The 13,823-nt window shown below is 70.2% G+C and carries 12 protein-coding genes and 1 pseudogene; 5 read left to right on the top strand and 8 right to left on the bottom strand.

Annotated features, from left to right (window positions below; all coding sequences use genetic code 11):
* Window positions 1–19: 19 nt before the first annotated feature.
* The gene (locus ACGF5G_RS29330; protein ID WP_393268620.1) at window positions 20–1,000 is read left to right on the top strand and encodes a LysR family transcriptional regulator; all 981 of its coding nucleotides are present in this window, start codon (window positions 20–22) and stop codon (window positions 998–1,000) included.
* A gap of 40 nt (window positions 1,001–1,040) precedes the next feature.
* Here ACGF5G_RS29330 and ACGF5G_RS29325 read toward each other — a convergent pair whose 3' ends face one another.
* The 6 genes from ACGF5G_RS29325 to ACGF5G_RS29300 all read right to left on the bottom strand — a co-directional run bounded on the left by ACGF5G_RS29325 (window position 1,041) and on the right by ACGF5G_RS29300 (window position 6,985).
* Window positions 1,041–2,099: an IS110 family transposase gene (locus tag ACGF5G_RS29325; RefSeq protein WP_393268619.1), complete on the bottom strand. Its 1,059-nt coding sequence runs from the start codon at window positions 2,097–2,099 to the stop codon at window positions 1,041–1,043.
* 324 nt (window positions 2,100–2,423) lie between these two features.
* Entirely contained in the window at window positions 2,424–3,137 is a 714-nt protein-coding gene (locus tag ACGF5G_RS29320) for a hypothetical protein (RefSeq protein ID WP_393268617.1), read from the bottom strand.
* A gap of 132 nt (window positions 3,138–3,269) precedes the next feature.
* Window positions 3,270–5,084: a glycoside hydrolase family 15 protein gene (locus ACGF5G_RS29315; protein WP_393268614.1), complete on the bottom strand. Its 1,815-nt coding sequence runs from the start codon at window positions 5,082–5,084 to the stop codon at window positions 3,270–3,272.
* Window positions 5,085–5,118: 34 nt separating this feature from the next.
* Window positions 5,119–5,553, bottom strand: a complete 435-nt coding sequence (locus tag ACGF5G_RS29310) for a hypothetical protein (protein WP_393268612.1) — start codon at window positions 5,551–5,553, stop codon at window positions 5,119–5,121.
* Window positions 5,554–5,814: 261 nt separating this feature from the next.
* Complete coding sequence (locus tag ACGF5G_RS29305) at window positions 5,815–5,952, bottom strand: hypothetical protein (protein WP_393268611.1); 138 nt, start codon at window positions 5,950–5,952, stop codon at window positions 5,815–5,817.
* A gap of 712 nt (window positions 5,953–6,664) precedes the next feature.
* Entirely contained in the window at window positions 6,665–6,985 is a 321-nt protein-coding gene (locus ACGF5G_RS29300; protein WP_393268609.1) for a hypothetical protein, read from the bottom strand.
* 775 nt (window positions 6,986–7,760) lie between these two features.
* On the opposite strand from ACGF5G_RS29300, the gene ACGF5G_RS29295 reads away from it, so the two are divergent.
* The 3 genes and pseudogenes from ACGF5G_RS29295 to ACGF5G_RS29285 all read left to right on the top strand — a co-directional run.
* Window positions 7,761–7,910, top strand: a complete 150-nt coding sequence (locus tag ACGF5G_RS29295) for a hypothetical protein (protein WP_393268606.1) — start codon at window positions 7,761–7,763, stop codon at window positions 7,908–7,910.
* 23 nt (window positions 7,911–7,933) lie between these two features.
* A complete protein-coding gene (locus ACGF5G_RS29290) occupies window positions 7,934–9,862 on the top strand; it encodes a heavy metal translocating P-type ATPase (protein WP_393268604.1) in 1,929 nt (642 codons plus the stop codon).
* 114 nt (window positions 9,863–9,976) lie between these two features.
* Window positions 9,977–10,885, top strand: a pseudogene (locus tag ACGF5G_RS29285) (pyridoxal-phosphate dependent enzyme); the annotation flags it as partial.
* 175 nt (window positions 10,886–11,060) lie between these two features.
* On the opposite strand, the gene ACGF5G_RS29280 reads toward ACGF5G_RS29285, so the two are convergent.
* Entirely contained in the window at window positions 11,061–11,366 is a 306-nt protein-coding gene (locus ACGF5G_RS29280; protein ID WP_393268602.1) for a glutaredoxin family protein, read from the bottom strand.
* Window positions 11,367–11,448: 82 nt separating this feature from the next.
* On the bottom strand, window positions 11,449–11,730 hold the full coding sequence (locus ACGF5G_RS29275; protein ID WP_393268600.1) for a heavy-metal-associated domain-containing protein: 282 nt from the start codon (window positions 11,728–11,730) through the stop codon (window positions 11,449–11,451).
* A 397-nt stretch (window positions 11,731–12,127) separates the two neighbouring features.
* Between ACGF5G_RS29275 and ACGF5G_RS29270 the strand changes: the two genes are divergently transcribed.
* Entirely contained in the window at window positions 12,128–13,561 is a 1,434-nt protein-coding gene (locus ACGF5G_RS29270) for an MFS transporter (RefSeq protein WP_393268598.1), read from the top strand.
* Window positions 13,562–13,823 lie beyond the last annotated feature (262 nt).

The following is a 13,823-nucleotide window of genomic DNA, read 5'->3' as shown; positions in this document are numbered from 1 at the left end:
TATGCACAAGGAGTTTCCGATGCGGCTCAACACAGCACGCCTGGAGATGCTCAGCCTGCTGGACAGCCTCGGCACCATGCGGGCCGTCGCCGCGGCCCTGCACATGAGTCCGTCGGCAGTGTCGGCACAGCTGGCGGTCCTGGAGGCGGAGACCCACACCGAACTCCTGCGGCGCACCGGCCGCCGCGTACAGCTCACGCCTGCTGGGCGCACGCTCGCCCGGCACGCCCGCATCATCCTCGACCAGATCAAGGCCGCCGAGGTGGACTTACAGGGCCTCTCCGGACAACCAACGGGACCGGTACGCCTCGCGGCTTTCTCCAGCGCCATCCGGGCCCTCGTCGTTCCGCTCGCCGTGCGGCTCCAGAAGGCGCATCCCAGGGTCGAGCTCGAGGTCGCCGAACTCGATCCCCAGGCCAGCCAACCGGCCCTGCGCCGCGGCGACTACGACATCATCGTGACGGCGGACTTCATCGACGGGTCCATGCCGCTGCATCCTGACGTGCACACCATCCCTCTGCTCACCGATGCCATCGTGCTCGTGCTGCCACGGTCGCAGGTCGCGTCGGACGAATCGGCGGACCTGGCCGACTTCGCCGATGCGGCGTGGTCCGTCGACATGCCCGGCACGTACCTGTCCAACCTGGTGACGAGTACGTGCCGGCAGGCCGGCTTCGAGCCAGTGGTGGCTGGCCGCTTCGCCAGCTACGAACTGCTTCTGGCGCATGTCGAAGCCGGCCTGTCCGTGTCGCTCCTGCCCGAGCTTGCCGTCGACCGTCGCTACCACGTCGACACCCGCCCGCTGCGCCGACCGTTGAGCCGCCACGTCTATGCGGCGGTGCGCAGCCGGTCAACTCTCACCGCAGCGAGCCAGATCGTCCTGGACGAGCTATGCGGCCTTTCAAGGACGTCCTTCAATGTCTGGCGGGACGGGTTCGACCGCCAGCCGTCGGGGGCCGGCTGGTCGGCCGCGAGGGCGGCGGCGACGAGAAGCATGTGAGGCATCTGCCGGGTCGGTACCGCCGACTTGGTCGACGCTCCTATGCCGCGTCAAGTGGTTGGGGTGGAGTTTCGAGGCGTCGGTAGATCTCTCGGGCGACGTAGCGTTTGAGGCAGCGTTTGATCTCTCGGTCGGTTTTGCCTTGGCTGCGGCGGCGGTCGGCGTAGGCGCGGGTGCGTTCATCGTGTTGGAGGCGGGTCAGGACGATGGTGTGCAGGGCGCGGTTGAGTTGGCGGTTTCCTGAGCGGTTGAGGCGGTAGCGGACGGTCTTGCCGGAGGACGCGGGGATGGGGGCGGTGCCGGCGAGCATGGCGAACGCGGCGTCGTTGCGGCAGCGGCCGGGGTGTGACCAGGCGGTGAGCACGGTGGCCGCGACGATCGGTCCGACGCCGGTGAGGTCGAGCAGGTCCGGTCGCCAGGAGCGGACGATTGTTCGGATCGCCTTCTCGTGCTCGGTGGCTTCGGCTTCGAGGAAGCGGACGCGGCGGGCGAGGTCGCGCAGCACACTCAGGCAGGTGAACACCTCGACGTCGGCGTTGGTGGTGGGGCGCAGTCGGGTGGCGGTGGTGAGCATGACCCGGGTGCTCTGGCCGCGGAAGCGGGCCCGCACCACTTCGGGGGCGGTGGTCACCAGGGCGTGCAGCTGCCGCTGGGCGTCGGCGCTGGCTTCCACGGCGGCGCGGCGGGCGGTCAGGCGCATCTGCAGTGCGGCCCGCTCGGGGCCGGTCTTGGGTTGCGCCAGGCGAGTGCGCGCCAGGGCGTCGCGGGCGGCGCGTTCGGCGTCGATCGCGTCGGACTTCGCCCCGGCGCGGCGGGCGGGACGCTGCGGCCGGTCCAGTTCGACGACCAGCTCACCACGATCGGCCAGGTGCCGGGCCAGGCCGGCGCCGTAGCCGCCGGAGCCCTCCAACGCCCAGGCCCGCAGCCCCGAGTGCTGCTCGGCCAGGGCCAGCAGTGCGGCGTAGCCGTCCGGGTCGGTGCTCACCGTGGCCCTGGCCAGGACCCCGCCGGTGCGGGTGTCGAGCACGGCGGCGGTGTGTGTGTCTTTGTGCGTGTCGACGCCGATGACGACCTCGACCAGTTCTGTCAGCATGGACATGCGTTCTCTCCTCACCGTGGGGACGCACGGGTCCGGTCCGGTGCGGAGATGGCAGGACTGTGATGAGACACGCCAGCCGCTAACTGGCGGTCAAGCTCCTGATCAGGCCAAACGTCTCCCGCCGGGCCGGCGCCGGCAACAGCGGGCGGACAAGTCGACCCAAAGGCACAAAGGCCAGTCAGGCGAAGGGTCACGCCCGCCACTGCCAGCTCACCACTGCTGAGCCGACCCCGCCATGCTCACAGTCAGCCGACATGGCCTCCAGGTAGGACCCGGCGTGTCTGCGTCCGTCCCGACGACGCCGCCCCGGCGATCTCGGCGCGCTCAGTCGCCCGGGCCCGCGGGCGCCGCGCCGTTGTCGACGAAGTCGAAGGTGAGGCCTTCGCCGGTGTCGCCCTCGCCCATCCGTTGGGCGATCAGGCCCTGCTCGTCCGATGCGCGCAGGTGGACCTTGCCCTCGCCGCTGATGGTGTAGGTCGGGCGGCCTTGGCTCTTTTCCTGCGTCTTCTCGATGGTGAACATTTGGCCGGCTCGGCCGGCGTCGCAGGCAGCGGCCACGACCGTCGCCGGGGCGCTGCCGTTGTTGCGCAGGCCCATGCAGTCGGGCTCGCTGCCGTTGTGGGCCTTTGCGGTCCGGATCTGGTAGCGGTTGCCGCTGGCGGGCAACAACACGAACAGGCCCTTGTCCGTGTCGCCGTCGGTCAGGTTCAGTCGGCCCTTGGCGTCGACCGCCAGGATCGACTCGAACGACCCGACCGGCCGCAGAACGACCTGCCGCTCGCCCCGCATGATCGGGTCTGCGCTGCCGGCCGCCCCCGGGGCGGCCGGCTGCGACTCGTTGCCCGGGGTGGAGCCGGTGGCCGAGGGCGTGTCCACGGCCCCGCTGGCGGGTGCCGATGTCACCGGCGAGGCGGTGGCTTCCCCAGCCGTGGGAGCAGCCGAGGTGCAGGCTGGCATGGACGCGGCGACGCCAACGGCCAGCGCGGCCGCGACGGCGGCACGAAGGACAGTCGTGGAAGGGGACGACAGGCTCAGCATGGCCAACTCCTTCAAGTGGGTCATAACGAGCCTAAGCCGCTCCCGTCTCCCGCGCAGAAGTCGTACCGCCGCAAGGATGTGGTTGCCTGCCGCAGCCCTACGCCCGCGCCGAGCCGCGACGACCTGCCTGGATCACGAGTGGGGGGCGTCTCGAATCGCGAGTGCGGCTTGGACGAGCGCGGCGTGGGTCAGCGTCTGGGGGTAGTTGCCGAGGTGGGCGCCGGTCGCGGGGTTCAGCTCCTCGGCGTAGAGGCCGAGCGGGCTGGCGTGGCCGAGCATGGTCTCGAACAGCTCGAGCGCCTCGATGCGGCGCCCGGTGCGGGCGAGGGCTTGAACGAGCCAGAACGAGCAGGGCAGGAACGCGCCTTCGGTACCGGGGAAGCCGTCACGTCCCGGCGGGTAGCGGTAGAGGAGGGGACCACCAGCGGAAAGTCTGTCCCGAATGGCGTCGATGGTGCCATGCACACGGGGCGAGTCGACGCTGTCCATGCCCAGCAGCGGCAGGACGAGCAGGGCCGCGTCGAGGTCCCGGCAGCCGTAGCTGCGGACGTAGCTGTTCGTCGTCGGGTCGAAGCCGTGTGTCCGGACCTCGTCGGCGATGGCATCTCGTGTTTTCTGCCAGCGTCGACGTTGGCGGTCCGGCAGTGGGTGGGTGTCAGCGATGCGCAGGGCCCGGTCCAGGGCGAGCCAGCCCATGAGCTTGGAATGTACGTGTTGGCCGGGTTCGCGGACCTCCCAGATGCCGGCGTCGGGCTCCTGCCAGCTAAGGGCGACCAGGTCGGCGAAGCCGCGCACCGCGCGCCACGTCTCCGTGTAGAGGCGGTGTCCGGACTGCGCGAACGCCCAGGCGGCGTCGATCACCCAGCCGTAGCCGTCGAGTTGGTGTTGCCCGGCAGCGCCGTTGCCGATCCGTACCGGAAGGCTGTCGAGATAGCCGGGCCAGCCGGGCAGTTCCCGTTCCGTAGGTACGTGGCGGCCGTGGAGGGTGAGTAGGGCCGGTAGGCGTGGCCGCTGCAGCCGGCTGGCGTGCAACAGCCACGCGAGGAAACCGTGGGCTTCGGCTGCCTTGCCGACGCTGAGGAAGGCGCTCACGCCGATGCTGGCGTCACGGGGCCAGACATAGCGGTAGTCCCAGTTCCGCACCCCGCCGGGATCTTCGGGCAGGGACGTTGTGGGTGCCGCCACCGGCGCTTGCGAGGGCGAGTAGGTCAACAGCCGCAGGGTCAGCAGGCTTCGTACGACGTGCTCCCGGAACGGCAGCGACGCGTCGATTTCGGTGGTCCAGGCACGCCATCGGTTTTCGTCCTCGATGAGCAGTTCCCAGGCTGCCGCCGGTTCGACGTGGATCAGCGGCTCACGGTGGGCCACGGCCAGTACGAGGGTGATCGGTCGGCCTGGCCTGACCGTGATCGAGGCAGGTCGACCTGGCTCGATGGTGAGGTCGGGTGCGGCGACCAGCGAGACCGCGAGCGACCCCCAATCACACACCAGTGCCCGGCGTCGGCGGTGGACCCGGGGCCTGCGGTGCCGTACGCCGAGGCGAGGGTCGAACTCGACGACGGCGTCCACCGTTGCCTCCTCGGTCGACAGGCGCCGGACGATCAGTGTCGTGGGCAGCAGGCGACCGCTGACCTCGGCCACCATGGCCTCGGTGAGGGTGAGGCGGCTGCTGCCCACCGCCCAGGTCGTCGTCAGTGTGGCGGTGTGTTGCCGGTAACGTCGTTCGACGACCGTGGCCGGCCCGGCCGGGCCGAGCCGGAAGGTTCCCGCGTCCGGGCCGCCGACCAGCCGGCCGAACAGGGGCTCGCCGTCGAAGCGGGGCAGGCAGAGCCAGTCGATCCCGCCGTCAGAGGCGACGAGGGCAGCGGTGCGCGTGTCACCCAGCAGCCCATAGTCGCTGATGGGCGCTGGGGGCCGAGGCCACGTCACGTCGGGCCCGCCAGTCATGGAGATAGCTTCCCAAGGAGTCGCGTGACGCCGGTCAATCGGCCTGAAGGAGCAGTCCGAGGACGCTTCCGTAGATGATGTGGACGACTGCCGCGACCGCGGGAGTTTGGACCCCGTAGTTGAGGGCGAACAGGCCAGGCGGCTCCAACACGGCTGTGCTGGCCGGGCCCGCCCGTTGCGAGGCCATGCGCGGGTGAAAACCCGGAAGCAGCGGCAGGAGCACCGTCAGCGCGATCCCGACGTGGAGGCTCCCGATCAGCGCCCCGATCCACCAGGTGGCGCGGTGCAGCAGGGCAAACATGGCCGCGTAGCCGAGGGCGAAGCCCTGACCGGCGCAGAGGTGGATGAAGAACCCGACGACCCGGGCCCGGTCGGGATCCTCGGTGACGAGGGTCCCGAGCACCAGAGGAATGTCGAGGCGGGTGAGGCCGGCCAGTTGTGCAGTGATCAGCGCTGCGGTGAGCGCCACGGTAGCGACCAACCCGAACAACGCCCATCCGGCCCAGTCCATCTCAGCAGCGGTCGACGTCGCGACTGTTCACAGTTGGCACGACGAGTGCTCCGGCCGGTTCAGGCCCACGTCTCGTCCTCCCCGGCAAGCACGTGCCGCAGGCTTGGGCGACGGCACGCCCGGTGGTGGCCAACCGCTGGGCTGTGCCCAACCCAGCTGGTTGCGGAGTTTCGTGTCTGCTTGCCATCAGCCCGGTCCACCCCTCGCTCGATCAGAGATTCAGGCGTGCTTGTGGGACAGCGAACTCGGCGCGTTCACGTCGGCGCCCTCGTCCATGCCGACCCTGAGCCGCTCGACCAGCTCGCCGCGAAGCCATCCGGTAACACCGGCTAGGGCCGCACCGGCGAAACTGAACACCAGGGCGAGGACCGCGCTGTCAGCCCACCGATGATTCCCGCCGCGATCATGTAACCCGCCGCCGCCAGGGCGAACCCCGGGCGGTCGGCGGCCAGTTACACGATGTCGAAGATCACCGTGGTGGCAAGCAGCCCCAAGGGGAACACGATCAACATTGGGTGGATCGCGTGCCCCATCGCCTTCGTGCGGCTCTGCACGTTGCCGCCAAGGTCGCGTCACCACCGTCGTGGCTGCCACGACAGCCCAGCACATCACCGATCGAGCGCCTACGTGCCTCAAACGCCACGAGCCACCACCGGGACGTAAGGCTGCCCCGGGCAACGGGGCTCCCACGGCGACCTCGCCCTGCCCTCAGCGGCAGTGCGGGTCCTGCCCGCACCCCGCGCGTCCGACGTGCGAGGACCGGGCAAGCACGGCGACGGGGAGCGGACCTACGCACCGCCGTCGCCGGGCTCGGGTAACTCGACGAGCGCTCGGGGCCTACGTCGCTGCCACCGCCCGTTGGAGAATACTGCGACCGCACTCCGTCTCCTGCTCTGCCGGCATTACTGACCCCGGCCACTGGCGGTTCTTCGCGGGCAGCCGACCGCTGCCCGCGAAGAACCCCTCAAGCCTTCGTCACCCCGACCACCCGTTTGCCGGCATGCTGGCCCACCGGCGAGCCGGACCCGCTGAAACCGGCATGCTGGAGCGACTCGAGCAGCTCCCGGCCCTACTCCACGTCGACGTCGACGTTGCCGATGCAGACGACGACGTTGTTGGGCTGAGTCCTGTTGTCGTTCGTCGTCTCGACCGCTGCGGACTGCTCGACGTTGACTTCGCTGTCCCGGATGGTGTTGTCCTTGATGATTTGGGCGACGATCACCTCGTTGCTCTGCTCGGTGTTCGCGCAGACAACCTCGGTGCGGTCCCAGGCCCCGGGCTCCGGGTGTCCGTAGGGCGCGGCGAGCGCGGCGGCGGGCGTACCGAGCAGCAGGGCGGCGCTGCCCAGCGCTACCCCGCCGGCGAGCCGGGTCAGAAACCTCTTGGACATGTCCCTCACTCCCTTCTGGTCGGCTCAGGAAGACGAGCCACGACGAACATAAGAAGGATTCATGTCCGGTCGGAGTGCTTTCCAGGTTTTTGAGGCGAACATGCCTTCGGCTGCTATAAGTAGTTGTTTCACATTCTGGGGCGGTTGGCCCGGTTCAGCTGGGCGCTCACCAGGTCGCCCGGTTCTCAGCGATGGCGACGATCCCTTCTTCGGTGGGGGCTGATGCCGTCCGGAGCCTTGGCGGCCGTCATGGCCTGCTCGCGTTTGCTCGGCGCGCTGTCGGCCGGGGTCGGCGATCCATCCGGCGGCGGCGAGGGCAACGGCCGCCTCGGTCCCGATTGCCAGTGGGGTCGGGGGAGTTGGGCGCCCGGCCGTACGCGGCTATCGCGGCTGCGACGGCGGGCGGCGGGCGGCGGGCGGCGGCAGCAGTGTCCCTGTGCTTGCTGTCCCGTTTGCTGCTGGAGCCTCCTGGCTCGCCCTCGCTCCAGGTGTCTGCGACACGGCGAGGGCGTGCCCGCCTCTCCGGTCATGGTTCGATACGGCTGGGGGGTAGGGGTTGCGTCCCGTGCTGTCCGTCGGACTCCCGAACCATCGTTGTAGCAGGGGAGGGGTGGGTAATGGCCCGACGGTTGCCATATACCCCTAGGGGGTATATGGTTCCGGTTGGAGGTGGACGGCATGAGGCACGAACACGCGACTGACACCGATGCCATGGTCACCGTTGGGCATCACGGGCATCTGGTGCCGGTGGGCGAGCAGCCTGGCGGTGGACCCGATGGCGGGCATGGAAGCGGTGCTGGGGCTGCGGGTGGCCACCACGGCGGTCACCATGACCACGCGGGGCATGGATCTGCCGGTGGGCACGGCGGTCACGACAAGCACGCGGGGCACGACCCGGAGCAGTTCCGGCGCAAGTTCTGGCTGAGCTTGGCGCTGACGATTCCGATCGTGGCGACCAGTCACATGGTGATGGGCTGGTTCGGCTACACCCTCGACTTCCCGGGCATGAGCTGGGCGGGCCCGGTCCTCGGCTCGGTGGTCTTCTTCTACGGCGGCTGGCCGTTCCTGGTCGGCGGCGTCCGCGAGGTCCGCGACCGCGCTCCAGGGATGATGCTGCTGATCTCGATGGCGATCGCGGTGGCCTATGTCGCCTCGATGGCCACCAGTCTCGGTGCGTTCGATCTGGACTTCTGGTGGGAACTGGCGGCGCTGGTCACGATCATGCTGCTGGGGCACTGGCAGGAGATGAAGGCGATCGGCCAGGCGCAGGGCGCCCTCGCCGCGCTGGCGGCGTTGCTCCCGGATGACGCCGAACGGGTCCATGATGACGGCGCCGTGCACCGCGTGTCGGTGTCCGAGTTGCGGGTCGGAGACGTGGTCCTGGTCCGCTCCGGTGCCCGGGTGCCGGCCGACGGCCGGATCATCGACGGCTCCGCCGAGCTGGACGAGTCGATGATCACGGGGGAGTCCCGGCCGGTGCCGCGTGGCGTGGGGGACCGGGTGGTGGCCGGCACGGTGGCCACCGACTCCGCGTTGCGGGTCCGGGTCGACGCGGTGGGCGAGGACACGGCGCTGGCCGGCATTGGTCGGTTGGTCAGCCAGGCTCAGGCGTCCAGCGGCCGGGCGCAGGTCCTGGCTGACCGGTTCGCCGCGATGCTGTTCTACGTTGCCACTGCCGCGGCGCTGGTCACCTTCGCCGCCTGGTGGGCGCTGGGTGATGTTGACGAGTCTGTGGTCCGGACGGTGACGGTGTTGGTGATCGCCTGCCCTCATGCCCTCGGGCTGGCCATTCCGCTGGTGATCGCGTTGTCCACCGCGGTGTCGGCCAAGGCCGGCATCCTGGTCAAGGACCGCCTGGCGCTGGAGCGGATGCGCACCGTCGACGCGGTGCTGTTCGACAAGACCGGCACCCTGACCAAGGGCGCCCACACCGTCACCGCCACGGCCGCCGCCAGCGGCACCACCGAGGACGAGGTGCTGCGGATCGCCGGCGCGGTCGAGGCCGACAGCGAACACCCCCTCGCCAAGGCTCTCGTCAAGGTCGCGCAGGACCGGGGGCTGCGGGCGACCGCCCGGGACTTCCGGTCCCTGACCGGTCGAGGGGTCCGGGCGGTCGTCGACGGCACCACCTGGGCGGTGGGTGGCCCCGCCCTGCTGCGGGAACTCGGCGCGCAGGTTCCCGAGGAGCTGGACACCGTTGCGCGGGGATGGTCGGCCCGTGGTGCGGCGGTGCTGCATCTGATCCGTCTGCCGGAGGCCGGCCAACCGGCTGCGGTCGGTGCGTTCGCCTTGGAGGACGAGGTCCGTCCGGAGGCCCGCCAGGCCATCGCCGATCTGCGCGAACAGGGCGTCAAGAAGATCGTCATGATTACCGGAGATGCCCGGCCGGTTGCCGAGGCGATCGCCGCGGATCTCGGGTTCCGGTCGGGGGTGGACGAGGTCTTCGCCGAGGTGCTGCCCGCGGACAAGGACCGGGCGGTCGCCGAGCTGCAGGCCCGGGGGCTGACCGTGGCGATGGTCGGCGACGGCGTCAACGACGCCCCGGCCCTGGCCCGTGCCGACGTCGGCCTGGCGATCGGCGCCGGCACCGACGTCGCGATCGAGTCCGCGGGGGTCATCCTGGCCTCGTCGGACCCGCGTGGGGTCATCGGCGTGATCCGGCTGTCGCGCGCGTCGTACCGGAAGATGATCCAGAACCTGGTCTGGGCCGCCGGCTACAACGTGGTGGCGATCCCACTTGCCGCCGGCGCGCTGGCCTGGGCTGGGTTCACGCTCAGCCCGGCGGTCGGTGCGGTGCTGATGTCCGCCTCCACCATCGTGGTGGCGCTGAACGCCCAGCTGCTGCGCCGGGTCAAGCTCACCCCCGGAGAGCACTGACAGGCGCACGAACGGCGGCCCGGTCGGGATGATCCGACCGGGCCGCCGCGCGTCTGGAGGTGCAGGCGACTCGGGTACGTCGGGTTCAAACGGCTCTTCGGTGTCGTCCACCGCACACCCGTCTTCCCTTCACGCACCGTGAACCAGCGAACCAGCGCCACATTGTTCGTCAAATGTGAGAGCCTCCAACGCGTCGGTGCATTCAAGTTCCGGGGTGCCTACAACGCCGTCGCCCGGTTGAACGACGATGCCCGCCGCCGTGGCGTCGTCGCCTTCTCCGCAGGCAACCCCGCACGGGCGGTCGCGCTAGCCGCGCGTGTGCTTGGCTCCCACGCCGTCGTTGTCATGTCGAGCGACGCGTCGGCGCCCAAGGTGACTGCCACCGCCCACTACGGCGCTGAGGTGGTCATGTTCGACCGCTACACCGACAACCGGTTCGAGATCACCGACCGGCTCGCTGCCGAGCGCGGGTTGACCGTGATCCCACCATATGACCATCCGGACGTGGTCGCCGGTGCGGGCACGACGGCGGTGGAGTTCTGGGACGACGTCGACGGTTTGGACGCGCTGGTCGTCCTGCTCGGCGGTGGCGGACAACTGGCTGGCTGTGCCACCGTCCTTCGGACGATCGCACCCACCACGCACATCGTCGGGGTGGAAACTGAGGCTGAGGACAAGAGCCGGCGATCTCTGCGGGCCGGTCAACCGGTCCGCATTCCGGTGCCCCGCACCATCGCGGACGGTGTGACCGGGGAGCGGACCGGGGACGTCACGTTTCCCATCATTCAGCGGTTCGTGGACGAGGTCGTCGTGGTCACCGACGAGGAAATTCTGATCGCGATGAAATTCCTGTTCGATCGGATGAAGCTCGTCGTTGAGCCGAGCGGCGCCCTTGCCGTAGCCGCGATGTTGGCCGGCCGGGTCCGGATGCCGCACCGCCGGGTCGGGTTGGTCGTCTCCGGCGGCAACATCAGCACCGACCTGTTCGGGCAGCTCATCAGTGCAGGGGGTTCCAGCGACTGAAGGGTGGTCCGGGTGGCAGCCGCACGGGTGCCGCCCGGACGGTCCGGCAGCGCGTTCCGGAACGCCGGACCGCCGCCAGGCGGCCCCCAGATCTCCCGCTCCATCGGCTCGCGGCGAGATACCTCGGCCTCGCCATGTTCTTCTCGCTCCAGCGGCGGTGGTGGCCGGTAGGCCGTCACCGGTCACCGGTGCTGGATTCTGCTTCTCGCTGGTCGAGGTGAGTCCGCAGGTCCTCATCCGTGGGCTCGACCAGGCAGGTGCCGTCCGGCCACAGCAGCGTGGGGACGCGTCGACGTCCGTGCTGCAGCCGTCGGACGAGCCTGGTGGCGGCTTGGTCCCGGTCGAGGTCGACGTAGTGGTAGGCGACGCCGGCGGCGTCGAGCACGGCCCGGCTGCGCCGCACGTCGGGGCACCAGCCGGTGCCGTAGACCACGAGCCCAGGGCTGGTGGGGTAGTGGTCGGGATGATCTGCGCCAGTCATGTCGACTCCTGTGACCGTGTTGATGCGGCAGGGGCGCGGCCGGTCGTGCCCGTGCCTGGGACGGACACGACCGGCCAGGTGGTCAGCCGACGAGCTGATAGCCGGCCTGTTCGACCGCGGTGCGTACGTCGGCGGTCTCCAGGGCGGCGTCGCTGGTGACGGTGACCAGGCCGTCGGTCACATCGACCTCGACGCCCGTGACGCCAGCGACGGTGCTGAGGTGCTTGCGCACGGAGTTGGCGCAGCCCCCGCAGGTCATTCCGGACACGGTGTAGGTGGTCCGGACGCCGTCCTGGGTGGCGGTGGCTGCCGGGGCGGTGTCAACGGCAGTGGCGCAGCCGCAACCGGATTCGCTGTTGCACATGGACATCTCCTCTGGTGGGTGTGGGTGGGCAAGGCAGATCAGGACCGGACGGGGCGGTCAGCGGCATCGAATCCTCCGCAGCGTGGCTTCGGGGTTGGGGAAGCCGCCTGGGCGGCACGGCGTACATCTGCGCCAGTGCTCGTCTGACCTCCTGGTCACCCGGAGTCCTCCCTCAGCCCGGCCGAGCTGCGGCGTGGTCCCGTCCTCTGTCTGGGTGCCGGTGTCCCGTCACGATCCGCCTTTCTTGATAGGCGGAAGCTACCCCAGGGGGGTATATGGCGCAAGGGGTTCGCGTGATCGGGCGTCGTTGACGTGGATCACTTGACGTCCAATACCCCTAGGGGGTAAACATTCTCCACTTACCCGTACCCCCTAGGGGCATAAAGGAGTGGTTGTGATGTCACCCAGGACCAAGCGGTGGTGGGCGCTCGGCCTCATCGCGCTCGCCCAGTTCATGGTCATCATGGACACCTCGATCATCGGCGTCGCTCTACCTCGGATGCAGACGGACCTCGGCTTCTCGCCAGAGAACCTGTCCTGGGTGTTCAACGCCTACGTCGTCGCCTTCGGCGGCCTGCTGCTGCTCGGTGGCCGGTTGTCCGACCTGTTCGGCGCCCGCCGCATGTTCACCGCTGGCTGGCTGATCCTCCTGGCCGGGTCGGCCGCCGCCGGCCTGGCCGACAGCGTCGCAGTCGAACTGGCCGCCCGCGCCGTCCAGGGCGCCGGCGCCGCCCTGATCGCGCCCTCGGCGCTGACCCTGCTGATGATGCTCTTCGGCGCCGAGCCGCGGGAACTCACCAGAGCCCTTGCTCTCTACGGAGCCGCGGCACCCGCCGGCGGCACCGCCGGCGTCTTCCTCGGCGGCGTCATCACCGAGTACGTCAGCTGGCCCTGGGTCTTCTACATCAACATCCCGATCGCACTGGTCGCCGTCCTCGCCACCCCGGCGCTGATGCCGGCCGGCGGCGCCCGCCGAGGCTCCCTCGACGTCGCCGGAGCGCTCACCGTGACCCTCGGTCTCGGGGCCGCCGTCTACGCCATCGTGCGCGCCCCCGAGGTCGGCTGGTCCTCGGGGCAGACCTGGTTGGTCCTGGCCGGCGCCGTCGCCGCCCTGGCGGCGTTCCTCGCCATCCAGGCCGCGCGTCGGGAGCCGCTGATGCGCCTGTCCATCTTCCGCGCCACGAACCTCGCCGCCGCGAACATCGCCCAACTGCTGCTCGGCGCGGCCTGGATCCCGATGTGGTTCTACCTCAACCTGTACCTGCAGCAGGTCCTCGGCTACACCGCGTTCCCCAGCGGTGCCGCACTGCTGCCCATGACCGTCCTCATCATGGTCGGGATGATCGCCCTCGCACCGCGGGCCATCAACCGGTTCGGCCCCAAGCCCATGGTCGTGACCGGCCTCGCGGTCCTCGCCGCCGGACTCGGATGGCTCGCTCTGATCCGTCCCGACGGCACCTTCGTCGCCGACGTCCTGCCCGCCTCGCTCGTCGCGGCGCTGGGCATGTCACTCGCCTTCATCCCGTCGCTGGGCACCGCGATCTCCAACGCCCGCCCCGAGGAAGGCGGGCTGGCATCCGGCATCGTCAACACCAGCTACCAGGTCGGCTCCGCCCTCGGCCTGGCCGCCATGACCGCCGTCGCCGCGTCCTACGGCGCCGACCAACTCGGCGACCTGCCGGCCCTGACCGACGGTTACTCCGCCGCCTTCATCGGCGCCGGGATCCTCGCCGCCGCAGGAGCTGTCATCGCGGCGGTCACCCTGCGCAGCTCCGCACCCCACCCGGAACAGACCACCGACGCCCAGCCCACCCAGGATCAGCTGACCTGACTCTCCGCCACTCGCGACGCCTCCGAACGACTCGCCGCGGAGACCGCTGCCGTCGCGGACAACGCTGGCCCCACCGCCGAGCGCCGATAGGGCGAGGAAATCGGACTCGCGCGATCCGCCACCTGGTGACGTCTTCGGGGCGGGGGGGCGGGGCGGCCCCCCCCCCCCCCCCCCGCGCCGGGGGGGGGGGGGGGGGGTTGGGGGGGGGGGGGGGGGCGGTGTCCGGGCGCAGCGCGGGGGGGGGTGGGGTCGGGGGGGGCCG

It is taken from the genome of Micromonospora sp. NPDC047730 (assembly GCF_043204765.1).
Taxonomy (GTDB): domain Bacteria; phylum Actinomycetota; class Actinomycetes; order Mycobacteriales; family Micromonosporaceae; genus Micromonospora.
Note: the sequence above shows the minus strand (reverse complement) of the source record. Positions and strands in the feature narration are given on the sequence as shown.

Coding starts and splice junctions, on each gene's coding strand:
- ACGF5G_RS29330 (WP_393268620.1), top strand. CDS start 20: ATGCGGCTCAACACAGCACGCCTGGAGATGCTCAGCCTGCTGGACAGC.
- ACGF5G_RS29325 (WP_393268619.1), bottom strand. CDS start 2,099: ATGTCCATGCTGACAGAACTGGTCGAGGTCGTCATCGGCGTCGACACG.
- ACGF5G_RS29320 (WP_393268617.1), bottom strand. CDS start 3,137: ATGCTGAGCCTGTCGTCCCCTTCCACGACTGTCCTTCGTGCCGCCGTC.
- ACGF5G_RS29315 (WP_393268614.1), bottom strand. CDS start 5,084: ATGACTGGCGGGCCCGACGTGACGTGGCCTCGGCCCCCAGCGCCCATC.
- ACGF5G_RS29300 (WP_393268609.1), bottom strand. CDS start 6,985: ATGTCCAAGAGGTTTCTGACCCGGCTCGCCGGCGGGGTAGCGCTGGGC.
- ACGF5G_RS29295 (WP_393268606.1), top strand. CDS start 7,761: ATGGCGGGCATGGAAGCGGTGCTGGGGCTGCGGGTGGCCACCACGGCG.
- ACGF5G_RS29280 (WP_393268602.1), bottom strand. CDS start 11,366: ATGACTGGCGCAGATCATCCCGACCACTACCCCACCAGCCCTGGGCTC.
- ACGF5G_RS29275 (WP_393268600.1), bottom strand. CDS start 11,730: ATGTGCAACAGCGAATCCGGTTGCGGCTGCGCCACTGCCGTTGACACC.
- ACGF5G_RS29270 (WP_393268598.1), top strand. CDS start 12,128: ATGTCACCCAGGACCAAGCGGTGGTGGGCGCTCGGCCTCATCGCGCTC.